We start from the raw sequence: 20,854 nt of genomic DNA on the forward strand, positions 1-20,854 counted from the left end.
TACAGAGAACTCTGCATGACGATATGCAGCCCGGGCAAGGGGACTCCTCATGATCCAGTTCGATACGGTCCACAAACGCTTCCCGAACGGCACGACGGCAGTGCACGACCTGACGCTCGACATGCCGGAAGGGGGCGTGACCGTCTTCGTCGGGTCTTCCGGTTGCGGCAAGACGACCAGTCTGCGGATGATCAACCGGATGGTCGACCCGACCTCCGGCACCATCCGCGTCGGCGGCCGCGACGTCCTTGAGCAGGACGCGGCAGAGCTGCGCCGCTCCATCGGCTACGTCATCCAGCAGTCGGGCCTCTTCCCGCACCGCACCGTCCTCGACAACATCGCGACCGTGCCGCTCCTGCTCGGCTGGGGCCGGCGCAAGGCGCGGGCGAGGGCGGCCGAGCTCCTGGAGACCGTCGGCCTCACCGCCGAGGCCGGCAAGCGCTACCCGCACCAGCTCTCCGGCGGTCAGCAGCAGCGCGTCGGCGTGGCCCGCGCGCTCGCCGCCGACCCGCCGGTGCTGCTCATGGACGAGCCGTTCGGCGCGGTCGACCCCGTGGTGCGTACCCAGCTCCAGGACGAACTCCTGCGTCTCCAGCAGGAGTTGAACAAGACCATCGTCTTCGTCACGCACGACATCGACGAGGCCGTGCGGCTCGGCGACCGGATAGCCGTCTTCCGTACGGGCGGTCACCTCGTGCAGTGCGCGCCGCCCGCCGAGCTGCTCGCCCGCCCCGCGGACGACTTCGTCGCCGACTTCCTGGGCGCCGAGCGCGGCCTGAAGCTGCTGTCCCTGACCACGCTCGCGGACGTCGGCCAGGGGCCGGCCCCCGAGGGCACCGGCTGGGAACTGGTCCTCGACGCGGCCCGCAAGCCCTTGCTGTGGCGCGACGAGGGCACCTCCGCCGAGGTGCCGGTGCGCCCGCTGCGGGACTCGGACTCGCTCCTGTCGGCGCTGAACGAGTCGATCGCGGCGCCCGGCGGCCTCGTGGCCCGGGTCGACGCGGACGGCGTCCTGACGGGCGTCACGTCCCGCGACGAGATCCATGACCACGCGGGCCTCGCCCACATAGCCGCCGGCACCCGCGTGGACGCGCCCAAGGCCGCCGACGACGCCGGCGGCACCCGTGACACCGCCGTCCGCAAGGACACGGACGTGGCCTCATGACCATCGACTGGTCCTGGATCTCGGAGCACACCTCCGACCTCACCACGCTCACGCTCTCGCACCTCCAGGCGGCGCTCTCCGCCGTCGCGCTGGGCCTGCTCATCTCGCTGCCGCTGGCCGTCGTCGCCCATCGCGTCAAGCCGCTGCGCGGTTTCCTGCTCGGGTTCTCGAACGTCCTGTTCACGATCCCGTCGATCGCGGTGTTCGTCCTGCTGCTCCCGGTCTCCGGGCTCACCCGCACCACCACGGTCATCGGCCTGACGATCTACACGCTCGTGGTGCTCCTGCGGAACACCGTCGAGGGCCTCGACTCGGTGCCGGCGAAGACCAAGGAGGCCGCGAAGGCCATGGGGACGCGCCCGCTGCGCACCCTGCTCACCGTCGAACTGCCGCTCGCCCTGCCGGTGATCATGGCCGGGGTGCGCATCGCGACCGTCATGGCGATCTCCCTGGTCTCCGTGGCGACGTACATCGGCGACGGCGGGCTCGGCCAGCTGTTCACCGACGGGTTCCAGCGCAACTTCCCGACCCCGGTCATCGCCGGCGTCGTGCTGACCCTGCTCCTCGCGCTCGCCGCGGACGCGGTCCTCGTCGCCGTGCAGTACGTGCTGACCCCCTGGACCCGCCGCCGGAGGAGTGCCTGAGATGTACGAGCTCTTCAAGAACCTCGGCGCGTGGCTGGTCGACGGCGACCAGTGGGCGGGCCCCGACGGCATCGGGCACCGCCTCGCCGAGCACCTCCAGTACTCGCTGCTCGCCACGCTCATCGCGGCCGTCATCGCACTGCCGCTCGGCCTGCTCATCGGCCACACCGGGCGCGGCGCGTTCCTCGCGATCAACCTGTCCAGCTTCGGGCGCGCGCTGCCGACCGTCGGCCTGGTCGTCCTCGTCTTCCTGGCGAGCGGCCTGTCCATGTGGCCGGTCTACATCGCTCTCGTGGCCCTCGCGGTCCCGTCGATCGTCACCAACACGTACGCGGGCATGAGCGCCGTCGACCCGGAGGTCAAGGACGCGGCGCGCGGCCAGGGCATGCGCGGCCACCAGGTCCTGTTCCAGGTCGAGCTGCCGCTCGCGATGCCCCTGATCATGACCGGCCTGCGGCTCGCCCTGATCCAGGTCGTCGCCACGGCGACCATCGCCGCGTACGTCTCCTTCGGCGGCCTCGGCCGCTACGTCTTCGACGGGCTCGCCCAGCGCGACCTCGTGCAGGTGCTCGGCGGTGCCGTCCTCGTGGCGGTCGTCGCCGTCGTACTCGACCTCGCGCTCTCGGCACTGCAGCGCGCCCTCTTCCGCCACCGCCCCGCCAAGTCGGCCTAGGAGCACGCAAGATGAACCGCAGGACTGTCATCGGCGGACTGTTCGCCGCAGCCTCCGTCCCCGCGCTCGCCGCGTGCAGCGGCGGCATCACCTCTCTCGACGGCCAGGGCTCGGGCGGCGGGGGCGGCGGCTCCAGCAAGAACGGCGTCACCATCGGCACCGCCAACTTCACCGAGAACCAGGTGCTCGGCTACCTGTACGCGGCCGCCCTCGAAGCGGCCGGCGTGAAGACGAAGGTCCGCCCCAACCTCGGCACCCGCGAGATCCTCATCCCCGCCCTCGAGGGCGGCGACATCGACCTGCTCCCCGAGTACCAGGGCGCCCTCCTGCACTACCTCGACCCGAAGTCGAAGGCCACCGAGGAGGGCGAGATGCAGAACGCCCTCGCCGTCGCCCTGCCCAAGGGCCTGCAGATCCTGCCCTACGGCCTGGCGGAGGACTCCGACGCGTTCGTCGTCACCCGCGAGACGGCCAGGAAGTACAAGCTGACCTCGCTCGCCGACCTGGCGAACCACAACGGCAAGCTCGTCATCGGCGCCGCCCCCGAGGTGAAGAAGCGCCAGGTCGGCGCGGTCGGCCTGAAGGACGTGTACGGCGTCGAGTTCAAGGAGTTCAAGTCCCTCGACTCGTCGGGGCCGCTGGTCAAGGGCGCCCTGAAGAAGGGCGACGTCGACGTGGCGAACCTCTTCACCACCGACACGGACATCGTCGACAACCACTGGGTCGTCCTCACCGACCCCAAGAACCTCGTCCCCGGCCAGCACGTCGTCCCGCTCGTCGCCGACCGCAAGGCCGACTCGACGGTCCGCAAGGCGCTCGCGCGCCTGGGCAACGTACTGACGACGGAGCAGCTCACCGAGCTCAACCGGCAGGTGGACAAGGACAAGAAGGATCCCCAGGACGTCGCCGACGCGTACGCGCGTCAGCACGGGATCAGCAAGGGCTGAAGGAGAGTCGGATCATGGCCGAAGCACTCGTGGAGCGGCGCTCCATCGACGTAGTACCCGACGCGGAACGCCACGGCACGGCGTTCTCGCAGTTCACGCTCTGGCTCGGCGCGAACCTGCAGATCACCGCCGTCGTGACGGGCGCGCTCGCCGTCGTCTTCGGCGGTGACGTGGTCTGGTCGCTCGTCGGACTCGTCGTCGGCAACCTGCTGGGCGGCGCCGTCATGGCACTGCACTCGGCACAGGGCCCCAGGCTCGGCCTGCCGCAGATGATCCAGTCCCGCGCCCAGTTCGGTGTGCGCGGCGCGGTCGTCCCGCTGCTCCTGGTGATCCTGATGTACGTCGGGTTCTTCGCCAGCGGCAGCGTGCTCGCCGGGCAGGCCGTCGGCGAGCTCACGCACACCGGGGACACCACGGGCATCATCGTGTTCGCCCTGGTCACCGGGGTGATGGCGACCGTCGGCTACCGCGTCATCCACGCGCTCGGCCGGGTCGCCAGCATCGTGTGCGCGATCGCCTTCGTCTACCTCGGCATCCGGCTCCTGGACCGGGTCGACCTGTCCGCGCTGCTGCACGACGCGCACTTCGACGCCCCGATGTTCCTGCTCGCCATCTCGCTCTCCGCGTCCTGGCAGCTCGCCTTCGGACCGTACGTCGCGGACTACTCGCGCTATCTGCCCCGCACGACGTCGGCGAAGTCCACGTTCTGGTGGACGCTGTCGGGGTCGGCGATCGGCTCGCAGTGGTCGATGACGTTCGGCGTCCTCGTCGCGGCGACGGCGGGCGCGAAGTTCCTCGACAACCAGGTCAGTTACGTGGTCGGCCTCGGCGGCGCCGGGATCATCGCCTCGTTCCTGTACTTCGTGATCGCGCTCGGCAAGCTGACCATCAACGTGCTCAACACGTACGGCGGCTTCATGTCGATGGTGACGAGCGTCAGCGGATTCCGCGGGCAGAAGGTCCTCTCGCAGCGCGCCAGGGCCGTGTACATCGCGCTGATCATGGTCGCGGGCACGGCGGTCGCGCTGGTCGGCAAGGACAGCTTCCTGTCGTCCTTCAAGGACTTCCTGCTGTTCCTGCTGACGTTCTTCACGCCCTGGTCGGCGATCAACCTGGTCGACTACTACCTGATCTCCAAGGAGCGGTACGACATCCCGGCCCTCTCCGACCCGCACGGGCGCTACGGGGCCTGGCGCTGGGACGCGCTCACCGTGTACGGGATCGGGCTCCTCGCGCAGCTCCCGTTCCTCGCCACGCACTTCTACACGGGCCCGCTCGTCGAGCCGCTCGGCGGCGCCGACATCTCCTGGATCGTGGGGCTCGTGGTGCCGGCCGTCCTGTACTGGGCCGTGGCCCGGCGCAACACGGCGCACATCCCCGAGCGGACGCTGCGCGAGCCGGTGGCGGCCGAGTAGGGCCCGGCCCAGGGACAAGAGGGGGGTTAGCCCCACTGTCACGGCGGCGCCGGCTCCGTACCGTGGGGCGGTATGGAAGCCCGTGACGCCGAACTCAAGAAGGAACTCGACGCCACCCTGCACGCACGCAGGGAACTCGGCGAGGAGTACGAGTCCGCGCTCGTCGACTCGTTCCTGGACAAGGTCGAGCAGCGCCTCGACGGTGCCGTGGACCGCCGCGTGCAGCGGCAGCTGGCGGAGCAGCAGATGGTCGTCGCGCGGGGCTCGCGTTCCCCGCGCGGCGACAGCGACAGCTGGGGCGAGCGCTTCGGCTTCGGCATCGTCTCCCTGGTCCTCGCCGTCCCGCTGTCCGCGATCGCCGTCGTCAACGCCGGTCTGCCCGGCCTGCTGATCGCCTGGACGGGCATCGTCGGGGTGAACGCGCTGCACGCGGTGCGGTGGATGCCGCGCTTCGGGTCGCGCAAGGAGCGCCGCGACACCTCGGACTGGGAGGACTGAGCCTCCGGCCCGCTCTCAGGGAGCCCTCAGATTGCCTCGTTAGTCTCCGCCCGGTCGATGTGACACCGGAGTGCGGAGGTGGCGGACGTGGCGACGCGCGGTGGGCAGGGTCTGGCCCGGGTGGCGGTGGTCGTGAGGGCCGGGGCCGTGCCCCTGTGGTGGCTCGGGGTGTGCGCCGCGGGCATCGGAGTGCTCCCACCGGGACTCACCGGCCGCCGTATCGGCGTGCTCGCGGGAGCGGTCCTCTTCCTGCTCTCGGCGGCCACGGTCGCGGGCGTCCGGCGAAAGCGCCACGCGGGTCTGGCGCGCTCGGCGTCGCGCGCGGGCAAGCACGACGTCCTCCAGGACCGCGCGGTGACGGTGCGCAACTGGCGCCGCGGCCACCGCTGGTGGCTGCTCCTCGCCTTCCTCGCCGCTCTCGGCTCCGCCTTCGCGCTGCCCGCCGCGGGCGGCCTCCTCGTCGCCGGCACGGGCGCCGGCCTGTGGCTGCGGGCGACCCGCCTCGGCCGCCTGGAACGACGCGACGACCAGCTCCTGTGGGTACGGGTCGACTGGCTCGACGGGCGCGCGGGCAATCCCGCGGGCACCCGCGTCAAGGGCTACCGGTCGACGGGCACCGGCGCGGGCGACGCCGCACCCGGTGGGGCGCGGCGCCGCCCCTGACCGGGCGTGCGGGCCGGAGGGCTCAGACCTCGAGGTCCGTCTCGATCTTCTTCAGCTGGTGGCGCGCCATCGCCAGGTTGGCGCGGCTCTTGTCGAGGACCAGGTAGAGGAAGAGACCGTTGCCCGAACGCCCCGACAGCAGGCGGATCAGGTGGTACTGGGTGCCGAGCGTGATCAGGACGTCCTCGATCTCGTCCTTGAGGCCGAGGTGCTCCATGGTGCGGAGCTTGGCCCGCACGACGTCGGTGTTGCCCGCGGCGGCCACTTCGAGGTCGAAGTCCTTGGTGCTGCCGATGGTGCCGAGCGCCATGCCGCTGGTGTAGTCGACGAGCGCGGCTGCTGTGGCGCCTTCGATCGAGGTGACGGCGTCCTTGAGGGCGGCTTCGGTGTTGGCCATGGTCGGTCCTTTCGAGGGATCGCGTGTGCGGTGGTTTCGCTCAGGAAGTTGACTGGGGCGGTACGGGGCGGGTGGGCAGCCGCTGTTGCCGGGTTGACGGCCGGGGCTGGCGCCGGTCGGGCGCGGGCGGTTCGACGGGCGTCAGGACGTCCGCCACGAGTTCGCCGATGCGCGCCCCGCAGCGGCGGCCCTCCAGGTGCAGGCGGCCGACGCTGACCTGGTCGTCCGCGAGCAGCGTCAGGACCGCGGACGGGCCGGCCGCGTAGGTGGCCACATAGCCGTGCGTGCCGCGCACGAGGAGTTCGCGCAGGTCGCCGCGCCCCGTCGCGTCGGCCATGCGCAGGGCCACGCCGAGCGCGGCGGCGGTGAGCGCGGCGATGCCCTCGGCCTCCACGCCCGGGGTGTCGTGGGCGAGGACGAGCCCGTCGACACCTGCCGCGAGCGCGCCCGTGAGGCGGGGCACGCGGGCTCTCAACCGGTGCAGTTCTTCGAGGACTTCGGCCTCGGCCGTCATCAGCTGTCTCCTCTCGGCACGCTGGCGGAGCGCGCGTCTCACAGGGCCTCCAGCGCGTCTCTGAGGCGGCGTAACAGGGCGACATCGGGGTCGGTCGACGCCGCGCCCGCCCAGGTGGGCGTGGCCGGGGGCGGCAGCGGACGCGGTGCCGCGGCCCGTACGAGGCCGGCGGCGGCGAGCCTGCGCAGGTCCACCAGGGTGTGGAAGGCGGGCCTGCCGAGGACGTGGGAGATGTCGGCCGCGGTGCGCACCCCGTCGACCAGGGCGAGCACGGCGCGCTGGCGCGGCGGGACCGCGGGGCTGTGGCCGCCGCCCCGCTCGAGGGGTGCCGTGTCGGCGGCGGCGTCGGGCCAGATGCCGTGCAGCAGCTCGCGCCGGCGCAGCGTCTCGGCCTCCACGGACGCGACGGAGACGGGGTGGACGGTGCCGAACCAGTGGGCGGCGCCGTAGCGGAAGCGGGCCGGGGCGCCGCTGGGCGCGAGTGCGAAGAACGCCGCGTCGTAGAGGGCGCCCAGGTGGCACAGTTCGAGCGCGCCGTCGGTGAGCCTGCCGCTCTCCACGAGGTACCGGCCGACCCGCTGCCGGGTCCCGGCCGCGTCGACGGCCTCCCACCAGCCGTCGGGGTGCAGGGCGCCGCCGGTGGTGAGCAGGACGTCGATGCCGGGCGTCGCGGGGCTCTCGGCGTGCACGACCTGTCCGTCGGCGAGGTAGAGCGTGCCGCGGTCGCGCAGCAGGGCGCCGGTGGCCCGCTCCTCGGCGAGGCGGCGCAGCATCGGGGAGACTCCGGCCGATGTCGTGGTGCGGCCCTCGGTCCTGGCCGCCGCCGTCGTGGTCACCCGAGCACCAGCCGGTCCGCCATCTCGCCGAGCCGGATGCGGGACAGCGCCAGGTTGCCCTGCTCCCGGTCGAGCCAGAGATGGAGGAAGACGCTGCTGTCGAACGTGGTCCGCACGAAGCGCAGTACGTGATAGCCGTCCCGGCTGGTGACGATGACGTCCTCGACCGGCGGCTCGCCGGCGGACCAGTCGGCGCCGCCGGTGGGCGCGAAGGCGCGGTGCTCGGCCGTCATCCGGGCCAGCTCGGCGGCCTCCGCGGCGGTCGCCTCGTGGTCCCCGTTCGGCGAGTCCCCGACGGTGCCGAGGGCGAGACCGCTGGTCCAGTCGACCACGGAGGCACCCCGCGCACCGGGCAGCCGCATGGCTTCCAGCAGGCACTCGTCGATTCCGGGCACACCGGACTCCTCCCGTACGTGACGTTCGGCCGTGTGCACGACGCTACGCAACGTACGGAGCCCAGGTGAGGGTTCTGGCATTTTCCAGTGGAACATGCGTGGAGCGACTAAAATCCGCCAACCAGCCTGATAATCGCGGGAGTCGGGGACATCGACGTGCCCGGAGGAAGCCCCTCCGCATGACCCTCCCGGAGCGCTCCCAGAGCTCCCTCTAAGCCCCCGCAGGAGCCCTCTCGGACCTCCGGCGGCACCCCCGACCCTAGTCCCCGGCGCGCCGTCTCCGGCCCTCCCGGCGATCCCCGCGACCAGGCGATCACTCCTGTCCGGCGAGGTGGCGCGGCAACCGGCCGCGGAGATGTATTGACTAGCTCTATTCAGAACGCCAGGATGTGAATAACTACGTCAACAGTTTCTAGGAGGCAGCCATGTCAGGACCCCGCCCCGTACGAGCCCCGCGCGGTACGGAACTGAACACCCTGGGATGGCAGCAGGAGGGCGCCCTGCGGATGCTCATGAACAACCTCGACGCGGAGGTTGCCGAGCACCCCGACAAGCTGGTCGTCTACGGGGGCACCGGCAAAGCGGCCCGCTCCTGGGAGGCGTACGACGCGATCGTGCGCACGCTCAAGACGCTGAAGTCGGACGAGACCCTCCTCGTGCAGTCCGGCAAGCCGGTCGGTGTCATGCGCACCAGCGAGTGGGCGCCGCGTGTGCTGCTCGCCAACTCCAACCTGGTGGGCGACTGGGCGAACTGGGAGGAGTTCCGCAAGCTGGAGGCCGAGGGCCTGACCATGTACGGCCAGATGACGGCCGGTTCGTGGATCTACATCGGCTCGCAGGGCATCGTCCAGGGCACCTACGAGACCTTCGGCGCCGTCGCCCGCAAGAAGTTCAACGGCACCCTCGCCGGGACCATCACCCTCACCGCCGGCGTCGGCGGCATGGGCGGCGCCCAGCCGCTCGCCGTCACCATGAACGAGGGCGTCGCCCTCTGCGTCGACGTCGACGAGACCCGCATCGACCGCCGCATCGGCACCCGCTACCTGGACGTGAAGGCCGACAACCTGGACCACGCCCTGGAGCTCGCGGTCCAGGCCCGCGACGAGCGCCGCGGCCTGTCCATCGGCGTGGTGGGCAACGCCGCCGAGATCTTCCCGGAGCTGCTGCGCCGCGAGGCCCCGATCGACATCGTCACCGACCAGACCTCCGCCCACGACCCGCTGGCCTACCTGCCCGTCGGCATCTCGGTCGAGGACTGGGACAAGGAGCGCGAGGCCGACCCGGCCGGCTTCACCGACAAGGCGCGCCACTCGATGCGCCTTCACGTCGAGGCCATGATCGGCTTCCTCGACCGCGGCGCCGAGGTCTTCGACTACGGCAACTCCATCCGCGACGAGGCCCGCAAGGCGGGCTGCGAGCGCGCCTTCGACTTCCCCGGCTTCGTTCCGGCGCACATCCGCCCGCTGTTCGAGGAGGGCCTCGGCCCGTTCCGCTGGGCCGCCCTGTCCGGCGACCCGGAGGACATCGCCAAGACGGACAAGGCGATCAAGGAGCTGTTCCCGGAGAACAAGCACCTGCACCGCTGGATCGACATGGCCGCCGAGCGGATCGCCTTCGAAGGCCTGCCCGCGCGCATCTGCTGGCTCGGCTACGGCGAGCGCCACCTGGCCGGTCTGAAGTTCAACGAGATGGTCGCCTCCGGCGAGCTCTCCGCCCCGGTCGCCATCGGCCGTGACCACCTCGACTCCGGCTCGGTCGCCTCCCCGTACCGCGAGACCGAGGCCATGAAGGACGGCTCCGACGCCATCGCCGACTGGCCGCTGCTCAACGCCCTGGTCAACACGGCCTCCGGCGCCTCCTGGGTCTCCCTCCACCACGGCGGCGGTGTCGGCATGGGCCGCTCCATCCACGCCGGCCAGGTCTGCGTCGCCGACGGCACCGAGCTGGCCGCGCAGAAGATCGAGCGCGTCCTCACCAACGACCCGGCGATGGGCGTCATCCGCCACGTCGACGCGGGCTACGAGCACGCGGCCGACGTCGCGGCCGAGCGCGGGGTGCGGGTGCCGATGCGCGAGGGTGACGACGCGTGACGAGTCCTTCCTTCGGCGAGATGTGGCGCGATCTCGCGCCCATCGGCCGCAACGACGGGAGCGGCGGCTACCGCCGCTACGCCTGGACCGCCGCCGACACCGACTGCCGGGCCTGGTTCAAGGACCAGGCCGAGTCCCGCGGCCTGACCTACGAACTCGACCGCAACGGCAACCAGTGGGCCTGGCTCGGCGACCCCGCCGCGGGGGACGCCGTCGTCACGGGCTCCCACCTGGACTCCGTACCGGACGGCGGCGCGTTCGACGGGCCCCTCGGGGTCGTGTCGTCCTTCGCCGCCCTCGACGAACTCCGCCGCAGGGGAGCGGAGTTCACCCGCCCCCTCGCCCTCACCAACTTCGGTGACGAGGAGGGGGCCCGGTTCGGCCTCGCCTGCGTCGGCTCCCGCCTCACCGCGGGCCGGCTCACCCCGGAGCAGGCGGCGCAGCTGCGGGACGGCGACGGCGTCAGCCTCCCGCAGGCCATGGAGCGGGCGGGCCACGACCCGGAGGCGATCGGCCCGGACCCCGAGCGGCTCGCGCGCATCGGCGCCTTCGTCGAGCTGCACGTGGAGCAGGGACGTGCCCTGGACCTGTCCGGCGACGCCGTGGGCATCGCGAGCGCGATCTGGCCGCACGGCCGCTGGCGCTTCGACTTCCGCGGCGAGGCCAACCACGCGGGCACCACGCGTCTCGTGGACCGCCGTGACCCGATGCTGTCGTACGCGCAGACCGTCCTCGCGGCCCGCCGCGAGGCGGAACTCGCGGGCGCCGTCGCCACGTTCGGCAAGATCTCCGTCGAGCCGAACGGCGTCAACGCCATCCCGTCCCTGGTCCGCGGCTGGCTCGACTCCCGCGCCGCCGACCAGCAGACCCTCGACACGGTCGTCACGGCCGTCGAGAAGGCGGCCCGCGAATACGCCGACGCGCACGGCATCGACCTGGAGACCGTGCGCGAGTCGTTCACGCCGGTCGTCGAGTTCGACCACGCGCTGCGCGACGAGCTCGGCCGCATCCTCGGCACCGACGACCGGCTCACCGTCCCGGTGCTCGGCACCGGCGCGGGACACGACGCCGGAATCCTCGCGGACTCCGTGCCGACCGCCATGCTGTTCGTGCGCAACCCCACGGGCGTCTCGCACTCCCCGGCCGAACACGCCGCGGAGGACGACTGCCTCGCCGGGGTGAGCGCACTCGCCGACGTACTGGAGGGCTTGGCGTGCAGGTGACGTACTGGCTGGAGCATGCCTGGCTCGACCCGGAGGTCGAGCCGGGCGTGGTCGTCGAGGTGTCGCGGGACGGCCGCATCGCGGACGTGCGCACCGGCGTCGGCACCCCGCCCCCCGGCGCGACCGTTCTGCGCGGCCTGACCGTCCCCGGCCTGGCCAACGCCCACAGCCACGCCTTCCACCGCGCCCTGCGCTCCACCGTCCAGGTGGGCTCGGGCACGTTCTGGACGTGGCGCGAGGTCATGTACTCGGTCGCGGACCGGCTGACCCCGGACACGTATCACGCGCTGGCCAGGGCGGTGTACGCGGAGATGGCGCTCGCCGGGATCTCCACCGTCGGCGAGTTCCACTATCTGCACCACGCGCCGGGCGGCACCCCGTACGACGACCCGAACGCGATGGGCGAGGCCCTGATCGCGGCGGCCGCCGAGGCCGGCATCCGCATCACGCTCCTCGACACGGCGTATGTCTCCTCGGGCTTCGGCAAGGAGCCGGACCGCCACCAGCGGCGCTTCTCCGACGGCACCACCGAGGCGTGGGCCGAGCGGGCCACGCTCCTCAAGGACCGCGACCACGCGCGCATCGGCGCGGCGATCCACTCCGTACGGGCCGTCCCCGCGGACCAGCTCGACACGGTCGCCGAGTGGGCGGGCACGCGCGGCGCGCCCCTGCACGTCCACCTCTCCGAGCAGACCGCGGAGAACGAGGCGTGCCTGGCCGCGCACGACTGCACGCCGACCCGGCTCCTCGCGGACCACGGCGTGCTCGGCCCGAACACCACGGGCGTCCACAACACGCACCTCACCGACGAGGACATCGCCCTGCTCGGCGGTTCCGGGACGGGCACGTGCATGTGCCCCACCACGGAACGCGACCTGGCCGACGGCATCGGCCCCGCCGTCGCCCTCCAGAAGGAGGGCTCACCGCTCTCCCTGGGCTCGGACAGCCACGCCGTCATCGACCTCTTCGAAGAGGCGCGGGCGATGGAGCTGAACGAGCGGCTGCGCACGCGGACGCGGGGCCACTGGACGGCGGCGGCGCTGCTGCGCGCCGCCACGGCCGACGGCCACGCGGCGCTCGGCTGGAACGACGCCGGCCGGATCGAACGCGGGGCCCTCGCCGACCTCACGACGGTCGCGCTGGACTCCGTACGGACGGCGGGCCCGGTGCCGCGCCTCGGGGCGGAGACGGCGGTGTTCGCGGCGTCGGCCGCGGATGTGCGGCACACGGTCGTGGGCGGCCGGCACATCGTCCGTGACGGCCGGCACGAGCTGGTCGGAGACGTCCCCGGGGCGCTGGCCGCGGCGATCGGGGCGCTGCGGGCGTAGACGCTCCGTCTCCCCGACCCCGCCCCTTCCCCGAACTCCTCGATCGCCGGACGGGCTGGAAAACAGCCTCTCCGGCGCTTGGGGAGCGGGGTCCGGGGCGGAGCCCCGGATTCGGGAAGGGGCGGGTTCGGGGAAAACACATCCCCCACCCACGGAGAGGAACCATGACCACCACCGTCATCACCAACATCGGCTCCCTGGTCACCAACGACCCGGCCCACGGCGACAGCCCGCTCGGGCTCATCGAGAACGCGGCGGTGGTCGTCGAGGGCGACCGGATCGTCTGGGTGGGGCCGCAGGCGAAGGCCCCCGCCGCCGACGCCACCCACGACGCCGAGGGCCGCGCCGTCATCCCCGGCTTCGTCGACTCGCACTCCCACCTGGTGTTCGCGGGCGACCGCACCCAGGAGTTCAACGCCCGTATGTCGGGCCGCAGTTACTCCGCCGGAGGCATCCGCACGACGGTCGCGGCCACCCGCGCCGCCACGGACGCGGAGCTGGAGGCGAACCTCACCCACTACCTCGCCGAGGCGCTGCGCCAGGGCACGACGACGTTCGAGACGAAGTCGGGCTACGGGCTGACCACCGACGACGAGGAGAGGGCGCTGCGCATCGCGGCGCGGCACACCGACGAGGTCACCTACCTCGGCGCGCACATCGTGTCGCCGGACTACGCGGACGACCCGGCCGCCTACGTCGCGCTCGTCACCGGCGAGATGCTGGACGCCTGCGCCCCGCACGCGCGCTGGGTCGACGTCTTCTGCGAGAAGGGCGCCTTCGACGGCGACCAGGCCCGCGCGATCCTCACGGCCGGCAAGGCCCGCGGTCTGCACCCCCGCGTCCACGCGAACCAGCTCGGCCATGGGCCCGGGGTCCAGCTCGCGGTCGAACTCGACGCGGCGAGCGCCGACCACTGCACGCACCTCACGGACGCGGACGTCGACGCCCTCGCCAACAGCGGGACGGTCGCCACGCTGCTGCCCGGCGCCGAGTTCTCCACGCGCGCGGAGTGGCCCGACGCCCGCCGCCTCCTGGACGCGGGAGCGACCGTGGCGCTGTCCACGGACTGCAACCCGGGCTCGTCCTTCACGTCCTCGGTGCCGTTCTGCATCGCCCTGGCCGTACGGGACATGGGGATGACGCCGGACGAGGCGATCTGGTCCGCGACGGCGGGTGGCGCGCGGGCGCTGCGCCGCGACGACGTCGGCCGCGTGGCGCCGGGCGCGTACGCGGACCTGGCCCTGCTCGACGCGCCGAGCCATGTGCACCTGGCCTACCGGCCGGGCGTGCCGCTGGTGTCGGCGGTCTGGCGGCGCGGAGTGCGCGCCGCCTGAGCCGCAAAACACCTCGCCTCCGCGCTGCATCGCATGCGCGGAGGCGAGGGAGGTCATGGCTCCGGCGTGACGGCTATTCCTCGAGCGTGAGGCCCTTGCGCAGGCGCACCAGCGTGCGCGACAGCAGCCGGGACACGTGCATCTGCGAGATGCCCAGCTCCTCACCGATCTCCGACTGCGTCATGTTGGCGACGAAGCGCAGGGAGAGGATCTTCCGGTCCCGGGACGGGAGTTCGGCGATCAGGGGCTTCAGGGACTCGACGTACTCGATGCCCTCGAGCCCGTGGTCCTCGTACCCGATGCGGTCCGCGAGCGCGCCCTCGGAGTCGTCCTCCTCGGGCTGTGCGTCCAGGGAGCTGGCCGTATAGGCGTTGGAGGCGGCCATGCCCTCGACGACCTCGTCGTTCGTGATGCCCAGGCGCTCGGCGAGCTCGCCCACCGTCGGTGCGCGGTCGAACTGCTGGGCGAGTTCGTCGCCCGCCTTGGCAAGGTCGAGACGAAGCTCCTGGAGCCGCCGCGGAACGCGGACCGACCAGGACGTGTCACGGAAGAAGCGCTTGATCTCGCCGACGATGGTCGGCATCGCGAACGTGGGGAACTCGACGCCACGGCTCAGCTCGAAGCGGTCGATCGCCTTGATCAGGCCGATCGTGCCGACCTGGATGATGTCCTCCATCGGCTCGCTGCGGGAGCGGAACCGGGACGCCGCGAACTTCACCAGGGCGAGATTGAGTTCAACCAGCGTGTTGCGGACATACGAATACTCGTGGGTGCCCTCTTCGAGGGACTCCAGCCGCTCGAAGAGCGTTTTGGACAGGGCCCGTGCGTCCTGGGGGGCCACCTCGTCGAAAGGCGGGATCTCCGGCAGGCCGGCCAGGTTGTCGAAGGCCTCGTGTTCCGGTGGGGGTGTCGACGTCGACGCCTGGTCAGTACGCGATTCGTCGAGCCGGGGTGACATGATGTCCTCCATCGTTCTCGGCATATGGCTGCCGATGCCAATACGTGCACTGCGGTGTGCGGCGCCTCCAAAGCCGGCCGTGGTCGATAGCTGTCCTTACTAGGCCTACCCGCTTTTACGCTCTGCCCGCAAGTGCGTTCTGTGCGTAAATGTCCGTTTCCTAGGGGTTGTTCGGGTACCGGAGGGCATACTGAAGGCGTAGTGTTCGAGGGCGTCAATGAACAGCCACGACGGTCGAGCAGACTCGGAAGAGAGAGACGTCATGGACCGCGGGACAGTCGGCAGCGCGCATCGGGGCCGGCTTCTGGTCGAGGTGCGGGAAGAGGGCGCCAGCGCCGTCGTGACTCCGGCGGGTGAGCTGGATCACCACACCGCCGATCTATTGCGAGAACCGCTGGAGAGCTGTCTCACCGCGGGATTCTCACGGCTGGTGATCGACTGCTCACGCCTGGAGTTCTGTGATTCGACCGGGCTCAATGTGCTGCTGGGTGCCCGCCTCAAGGCGGAGGCCGCCGGTGGCGGAGTCCATCTGGCCGGGATGCTGCCCGTGGTGGCCCGGGTCTTCGAGATCACCGGCGCGGAGGCCGTCTTCACCGTTCATGAGTCGCTGGCCGCGGCTCTCGACGAGTGACGGGACGCGTACGCAGGTGAAGCACGGAAGTTACGCGTCAGTTGTCTCTACGTGATCGAGGCGTTACCAGTGTCACACCAGCCATGCCGAACAAGTGGGTGTTCTCACGGATCGGTCGGGCAGGAGACATGCTGGGTCCCACGCCGGACCACGCCGCCACGGCGGATCTTTTCCACACATCACACGTCAAGAGTCTCGGTGAGGTGAAGTGCTGATGAGCACCACCCGGCCTTACTCGCCGGGCGACCGCGGCCCGGAGCCGGAAGCCGCCGGCGAAACCGGTGGCACGCCAGGTCTGTCCCCCGTCGACGTCGGGCGGGCAGCCGGGCACCAGAGCCGCAGGCTGAACCTGGTCGGGGCGGCCGGCATCGTCCCCCTGGCCCGTGACTTCACCCGCGAGGCGCTGCACGCGTGGGGCTGGATGCCTGCGGACACCGCCGACCGGCGGGCCGCCGCCGAGGATGTCCTGCTCGTCGTCTCCGAGCTGGTCACCAACGCCTGTCTGCACGCCGAGGGTCCCGAGGAGCTGCGCATCTCCTGCGACAGCAAGGTGCTGCGCATCGAGGTCGCCGACCGGGGGGCCGGACAGCCCACGCCCCGGAACCCGCACCGCGCCGGCCGTCCCGGAGGGCACGGGATGTTCATCGTGCAGCGCCTGTGCGTGGACTGGGGAGTCGTCAGGACCGCCGGCGTCCCGGGCAAGACCGTGTGGGCCGAAGTCGGGGCGCCCGCCTGACGGGAGCCCTTGGGGGGCCTGGGGTTACCCCGGGTTCGCACGTCTCTTCGCACGCGCCGGATCCCATCGGATCCGGCGCGCACTTATGTCTTCCCTCGACAAGGTCCCCGGCGTACCTTGAGCGCCCAATCTGATGTGCCGTCAGTAACTTGGCGCGTGCAACTCAGGAACTCCCGGCATGAGGGGAACTCGAGGTGTCGTACCGGACGTACCAGAAGCGAACGGCAGCGCTCGCGCTGGCCGCGGCCCTGGCCGGCTCCGGGGTGCTGATGGCCGCCCCCGCAGCCCAGGCCGATGTGCAGGACGTCAACTACCAGTGCAAGACGCCGATCGGGAACAAGGGAGCGGTCTCCCCGATCGACATCAAGGGCGTGAAGAGCGGCAGCGGCTACAAGATCACCATGTCCTTCCAGAAGGGCGTCTCGTCCAGCCCGGTCGAGCTCGGCAAGGGCGCCATGAAGCCCAGCGCCGTCATCAAGCTGGGCGGCGCGGAGACCGGCTCCCTGCCGGTGTCCGGGCCGCCGAACGCGGAAGCGGTCCCCGCCAACACCCCCATCAAGATCAGTGACCTGTCGGGCACCTACACCCCGGCGAAGAGCGGCAAGGTCACCTTCACGGCGGGTGTCCTCACCATCAAGGCGCTCGGCACCACGACCACGTGCACACCCGCGAACAGTCCGAAGCCGTCACTGACCCTGGACGTCAAGTCGGCCGGGGGCGGCGGCACTTCGGGCGGCTCGCAGAGCACCCCGTCCGGCGGCGAACTGCCGCAGACGGGACCCGAGGACTCCGCGATCGCGCTCGGCACCCTCGGCGGCACGGTGCTGCTGGCGGGCGCCGCGGGCGTGCTGTGGCTGACGCGGCGCAACCAGGCGGCGCGCTGACCTCGGCGGCCGTGCCCGTCCGACATCCGTACGCGACGACCTGGAGCCGCCGATGCCGTCCAGTCCCCGGGCTCGCGCCCGCCTGCGCGCGCTGTGCGGGGCCGCCGTCCTGCTGACCGCGGGGGCGGGGGTCCCGGCGGCCGCGGCCGGCTCGGCGCCCGCCTGGTCCGTCTCGCCGTCGGCCGGCGGCGGCACCAGGCCCGCGCAGGACGGGCGCCCCTACTTCTACGCGGAGGGGGTGCCCGGCACCGTGCTCCAGGACAAGGTGGCCGTCACCAACCCCGGCGCCCGCCCCCTGACCGTACGGCTGCGTGGCGCCGACGCCGACAACACCGGCACCGGCGCCCTCTCCCTGCGCGCGAGGTCGACCGACACGGGCGCGTGGATCGCCTTCGCCCGGCGCGAGGTGAAGATCCCGGCGCGCACCCGCGCCGAGGTGCCCTTCACCGTCACCGTCCCGGCCGACGCCGCACCCGGCGACCACCCGGGCGCCGTCGTGGTGAGCGCGAACGGACGGGACTCCGGGGTCAGCGTCCATCTGCGGGTCAGCGGCCCCACCCTCTCGGCGCTCACCGTCGAGCGGGTCCGGGTCACCGGCGGCCGGATCTCGTACGACCTCGTCAACCGCGGCAACACCGTCCTGACCCCGAGGCTCGCCGTGCGCGCCGACGGCGTACTCGGCCGGGCGCTCGACCGGCGCCCGCGCACCCTGCCGGTCGAGCTGCTGCCGGGCCGTCGCGTCACCCTCAGCGAGCCCTGGAAGAACACCCCCGCCCTCGACTCGGTCCGGGTGCGGCTCACGGTCACGGCCGGGGGCGGAGCGCACGACGAGGCGACGGCGACGAAGCGGTTCGTGCCGTGGGCGGCGGTCGCCGGAACGTGCACGGTGATCCTGGCCGCCGGGGGCGCGGCCTTCTGGTTCGTACGCCGACGGCGGCCTGCGAACGGCGGCAAGGGCGAGAACGGCGCGAACAGCGGGAACCACGGGAGCCAAGAGATCCAAGGGAGTTGGTCATGAACCGCCGCCACCGCTGCGGGCCCCGGCTGTGGGCGGCAGCGCTCGTCCTCGTCACCGCGCTCGGCCTCGTCGCCCTGCCGCTGCAGGCCGCCTCCGCCGCCGACGGGCCGGCCGTCACCCTCTCCAAGTCCCAGGCGGGCACGGGCGGTTCGATCACCGTCAGCGGCTCGGGCTGGCGTCCCAGAACACTGCTCATGCTGCTGATCTGCGGCCAGTCCGAACCCGGCAGGGGAGTCATCGGCGGCACGAACTCCTGCGTCAACGCCGACGGCCGCGCCGTCACCACCGGGGACAAGGGCACCTTCAGCAAGAAGCTCCCGGTCGCCGAGCCGCCCGTGCCCTGCCCGTGCGTCGTCCACGTGGCGACCGTCACCGGCGACAAGGCCCAGGCGGACGCGGTGCTCAAGGTCGCTGGCCATCCGGTCAAGGCGCTGCCCGCGCAGTCGGGCGGCGGCAAGCTGTCCGTCCTCACCGACACCCGGCTCGACGGTTCGAGCGGCGTCCTGACCTGGTTCGGCGCCCCGGCGTCGCGCACCTTCGTCTTCACCGTCGGCAACGTCGGCTCGGCCCCCCTCAAGGACCCGGTCTTCCAGGTCGGCACCTCCCACGGCGTGTTCGCCCCGCAGTGGGAGGACCAGCAGTGGCGCGGCACGATCGCCCCCGGCAGGAAGGCGCAGATCAAGCTGCCCGTCGAGCTCACCTCGGGGGCACACGGCAACTACCTGGTCTCCCTCAAGTTCGGCGGCAAGGTCCTCGCCGAGCAACCGTGGGGCGTGGGCCGCCCCTGGGGCGTGACGCTCTTCTGGATCCTGCTCTGCGTCGTCGTACCGGCCGCCGTGTTCCGGATCGGGATGGCCGTCGTCGACCGTGTCCGCCCTCGGCGGTCCGGCGGCGCGGGCCGGCACCGGGGCGCGCTGCACTTTCCCGAACTGGCCGCGCGCGTACCGAAGCTGCGCATGCCCGAGGTCTCCCGGCGCGCCGCGAGGCCGCCGCGCGACACCACGGGAACCGGCACCCCCACCACTACGGCCCTGCCCTGGTTCACCCCGGACACCGATCCGGGCGCACCGGCCGGTCAGCTCTCCGCACCGTCAGACAACAGCCCGACAACGAAGGGAAACACGTGAGCACCCAACGGAGAGTGAGCGCGGCCGGCGTCGCCCTGATGCTGGGCGGTGCGGGCCTCCTGCTCGCCGCCGCACCGGCACAGGCCGCCGAAGTCGCGTACAAGACGGAGTGCATCCCGCCCTCGATCTCCGGCCTGCCCCCCGTGGAGGGCACGACCAAGGTGGAGATCACGGCGCCCGCCGAGGCGAAGGTGGGGGACGAGGTGGAGGTCGTCTGGAAGACGACCCAGGCCGCCTCGAACAACCCCGACGTCCTCGACCTGGACAAGGACACCGTCAAGCCCACCGGCACCGTCAAGGTGGGCGGCGCGCAGACCGCGGACCTGGCGGTGGAGGGCACGCGCAGCAACCCGCCGATCAAGAAGAACAGCCCCATGGTGCTGTCCGACATGAAGGGCAAGATCAAGCTGACGGCGCCCGGCGAGGTGACGCTGACCCCTGACAAGTACAACATCAACGTCAGCAAGCCGATCTCGACGGACACCAAGTGCTCGCCCAAGGAGGCCGTGAAGCCCGGCGCGACCATCAAGGTCACCGACGCGGGCGGCGCCACCACGGGCGGGCTGCCCACCGGGCTTCCGACGGGACTGCCCACGGGGCTCCCCACGGGCCTGCCGACGGGCAGCGCCAGTAGCACTCCCACCGGCGCCCCCAGCTCCGGCAGCGACACCGGTGGCAGCGGTGGCGGGAAGAGCGACTTCACCGGCAAGGAAGTCCAGATCCCGTACAAGTGCAAGACGCCCATCGGCGACAAGAGCGCCACCTCGCCCGTGCAGATCAACGCGAAGAAGGACGGCGGGAACTACGGCCTCACGGTCCAGTTCAAGAAGTCCGTCATGGACAGCCCGGCCGACATCCCCGCGGACTCGGTCAAGCCGTCGATGGAGGTGAAGCTGGGCGGCGCCGACAAGGGCACCGTGCACGTGGAGGGCCCCACGAACAAGGAGCCCATCAAGTCCGGTGAGCCCATCAACATCCCCGATCTGACGGGCACCTACAAGCCGGGAGCCGACGGCAAGTCGACGCTGTCGCCCGGGGTCCTCACCGTGAAGGCCCTCGGCACGACGACGACGTGCACCCCGTCGAAGACGGAGGTCTCCCTGGAGATCGACACGGCGGCCCAGCCGGGCGGCGCGGCCGGCGGCTCGGGTTCGGCCGGCGGCTCGGCGGGCGGCGCGGACACCTCCGGCGGCCTCGCGGAGACAGGTTCCTCGAACGACGGCATCCTGCGCGCCCTCGGCCTGGTCGCGGGCACGGTGATCCTGCTGGGCGGAGCGGTCTTCACGTTCCTGCCGAAGCGGCGGGCCAGGCTGCGCTGACCGGAGACTCCCCGCAACGCCGAAGGGCCGCCGCACCGAATCCGGTGCGGCGGCCCTTC

The 20,854-nt window shown here is 71.8% G+C and carries 22 protein-coding genes; 17 read left to right on the forward strand and 5 right to left on the reverse strand.

What is annotated here, in order from left to right; all coding sequences use genetic code 11:
• The first annotated feature begins 49 nt into the window (after positions 1-49).
• The 7 genes from OHO83_RS26735 to OHO83_RS26765 all read left to right on the forward strand — a co-directional run bounded on the left by OHO83_RS26735 (position 50) and on the right by OHO83_RS26765 (position 6,005).
• Positions 50-1,165 carry an ABC transporter ATP-binding protein gene (locus tag OHO83_RS26735; RefSeq protein ID WP_266671292.1) on the forward strand — a complete coding sequence of 372 codons (1,116 nt, stop codon included), beginning with the start codon at positions 50-52 and terminating at the stop codon, positions 1,163-1,165.
• Positions 1,162-1,809, forward strand: coding sequence for an ABC transporter permease (locus OHO83_RS26740; RefSeq protein WP_266671290.1), 648 nt, complete (start codon positions 1,162-1,164; stop codon positions 1,807-1,809). Before OHO83_RS26735 ends, OHO83_RS26740 begins: the two co-directional genes overlap by 4 nt.
• 1 nt (position 1,810) lies before the next feature.
• Positions 1,811-2,482, forward strand: coding sequence for an ABC transporter permease (locus OHO83_RS26745; RefSeq protein WP_116512595.1), 672 nt, complete (start codon positions 1,811-1,813; stop codon positions 2,480-2,482).
• 11 nt (positions 2,483-2,493) lie between these two features.
• Positions 2,494-3,429 carry an ABC transporter substrate-binding protein gene (locus OHO83_RS26750; RefSeq protein WP_329434878.1) on the forward strand — a complete coding sequence of 312 codons (936 nt, stop codon included), beginning with the start codon at positions 2,494-2,496 and terminating at the stop codon, positions 3,427-3,429.
• 14 nt (positions 3,430-3,443) lie between these two features.
• Entirely contained in the window at positions 3,444-4,844 is a 1,401-nt protein-coding gene (locus OHO83_RS26755; protein WP_329434880.1) for a purine-cytosine permease family protein, read from the forward strand.
• Between the two features lie 72 nt (positions 4,845-4,916).
• Positions 4,917-5,342, forward strand: a complete 426-nt coding sequence (locus OHO83_RS26760) for a hypothetical protein (protein WP_330279804.1) — start codon at positions 4,917-4,919, stop codon at positions 5,340-5,342.
• 87 nt (positions 5,343-5,429) lie between these two features.
• On the forward strand, positions 5,430-6,005 hold the full coding sequence (locus OHO83_RS26765) for a hypothetical protein (protein WP_266671282.1): 576 nt from the start codon (positions 5,430-5,432) through the stop codon (positions 6,003-6,005).
• Positions 6,006-6,027: 22 nt separating this feature from the next.
• Here the strand turns inward: OHO83_RS26765 and OHO83_RS26770 are convergent, their stop codons facing one another.
• The 4 genes from OHO83_RS26770 to OHO83_RS26785 are packed head-to-tail and all read right to left on the reverse strand — an operon-like array spanning position 6,028 to position 8,147.
• Positions 6,028-6,402: a hypothetical protein gene (locus OHO83_RS26770; RefSeq protein WP_330279805.1), complete on the reverse strand. Its 375-nt coding sequence runs from the start codon at positions 6,400-6,402 to the stop codon at positions 6,028-6,030.
• A gap of 40 nt (positions 6,403-6,442) precedes the next feature.
• Entirely contained in the window at positions 6,443-6,916 is a 474-nt protein-coding gene (locus OHO83_RS26775) for a roadblock/LC7 domain-containing protein (protein ID WP_266671277.1), read from the reverse strand.
• Positions 6,917-6,954: 38 nt separating this feature from the next.
• The gene (locus tag OHO83_RS26780) at positions 6,955-7,689 is read right to left on the reverse strand and encodes a transcriptional regulator (RefSeq protein WP_266676406.1); all 735 of its coding nucleotides are present in this window, start codon (positions 7,687-7,689) and stop codon (positions 6,955-6,957) included.
• Positions 7,690-7,748: 59 nt separating this feature from the next.
• Complete coding sequence (locus OHO83_RS26785; RefSeq protein ID WP_266671275.1) at positions 7,749-8,147, reverse strand: hypothetical protein; 399 nt, start codon at positions 8,145-8,147, stop codon at positions 7,749-7,751.
• A 425-nt stretch (positions 8,148-8,572) separates the two neighbouring features.
• Between OHO83_RS26785 and hutU the strand changes: the two genes are divergently transcribed.
• The 4 genes from hutU to hutI all read left to right on the forward strand — a co-directional run bounded on the left by hutU (position 8,573) and on the right by hutI (position 14,122).
• A complete protein-coding gene (hutU, locus tag OHO83_RS26790) occupies positions 8,573-10,237 on the forward strand; it encodes a urocanate hydratase (protein ID WP_266671273.1) in 1,665 nt (554 codons plus the stop codon).
• Between the two features lie 20 nt (positions 10,238-10,257).
• Positions 10,258-11,460, forward strand: a complete 1,203-nt coding sequence (locus OHO83_RS26795) for an allantoate amidohydrolase (protein WP_330280795.1) — start codon at positions 10,258-10,260, stop codon at positions 11,458-11,460.
• The gene (locus tag OHO83_RS26800) at positions 11,451-12,788 is read left to right on the forward strand and encodes a formimidoylglutamate deiminase (RefSeq protein ID WP_266671271.1); all 1,338 of its coding nucleotides are present in this window, start codon (positions 11,451-11,453) and stop codon (positions 12,786-12,788) included. Before OHO83_RS26795 ends, OHO83_RS26800 begins: the two co-directional genes overlap by 10 nt.
• A 164-nt stretch (positions 12,789-12,952) precedes the next feature.
• Positions 12,953-14,122 (forward strand): imidazolonepropionase, encoded by a 1,170-nt coding sequence (gene hutI, locus OHO83_RS26805; RefSeq protein ID WP_266671269.1) that lies wholly within the window; start codon positions 12,953-12,955, stop codon positions 14,120-14,122.
• Positions 14,123-14,195: 73 nt separating this feature from the next.
• On the opposite strand, the gene OHO83_RS26810 is transcribed toward hutI, so the two are convergent.
• The gene (locus OHO83_RS26810; protein ID WP_116513615.1) at positions 14,196-15,080 is read right to left on the reverse strand and encodes an RNA polymerase sigma factor SigF; all 885 of its coding nucleotides are present in this window, start codon (positions 15,078-15,080) and stop codon (positions 14,196-14,198) included.
• Between the two features lie 262 nt (positions 15,081-15,342).
• On the opposite strand from OHO83_RS26810, the gene OHO83_RS26815 reads away from it, so the two are divergent.
• The 6 genes from OHO83_RS26815 (at position 15,343) to OHO83_RS26840 (ending at position 20,795) form a co-directional block, all read left to right on the forward strand.
• The gene (locus tag OHO83_RS26815) at positions 15,343-15,711 is read left to right on the forward strand and encodes an STAS domain-containing protein (RefSeq protein WP_266671267.1); all 369 of its coding nucleotides are present in this window, start codon (positions 15,343-15,345) and stop codon (positions 15,709-15,711) included.
• A 214-nt stretch (positions 15,712-15,925) separates the two neighbouring features.
• Positions 15,926-16,447: an ATP-binding protein gene (locus tag OHO83_RS26820; protein WP_266671265.1), complete on the forward strand. Its 522-nt coding sequence runs from the start codon at positions 15,926-15,928 to the stop codon at positions 16,445-16,447.
• Between the two features lie 194 nt (positions 16,448-16,641).
• Positions 16,642-17,331 carry an LPXTG cell wall anchor domain-containing protein gene (locus OHO83_RS26825; RefSeq protein ID WP_266671263.1) on the forward strand — a complete coding sequence of 230 codons (690 nt, stop codon included), beginning with the start codon at positions 16,642-16,644 and terminating at the stop codon, positions 17,329-17,331.
• 52 nt (positions 17,332-17,383) lie between these two features.
• Entirely contained in the window at positions 17,384-18,349 is a 966-nt protein-coding gene (locus OHO83_RS26830) for a COG1470 family protein (RefSeq protein WP_330279806.1), read from the forward strand.
• Positions 18,346-19,476 (forward strand): hypothetical protein, encoded by a 1,131-nt coding sequence (locus OHO83_RS26835; RefSeq protein ID WP_330279807.1) that lies wholly within the window; start codon positions 18,346-18,348, stop codon positions 19,474-19,476. Before OHO83_RS26830 ends, OHO83_RS26835 begins: the two co-directional genes overlap by 4 nt.
• Before the next feature lie 38 nt (positions 19,477-19,514).
• Complete coding sequence (locus OHO83_RS26840) at positions 19,515-20,795, forward strand: hypothetical protein (RefSeq protein WP_266676402.1); 1,281 nt, start codon at positions 19,515-19,517, stop codon at positions 20,793-20,795.
• Positions 20,796-20,854: the final 59 nt, after the last annotated feature.

The organism is Streptomyces sp. NBC_00569, from assembly GCF_036345255.1.
GTDB lineage: Bacteria > Actinomycetota > Actinomycetes > Streptomycetales > Streptomycetaceae > Streptomyces.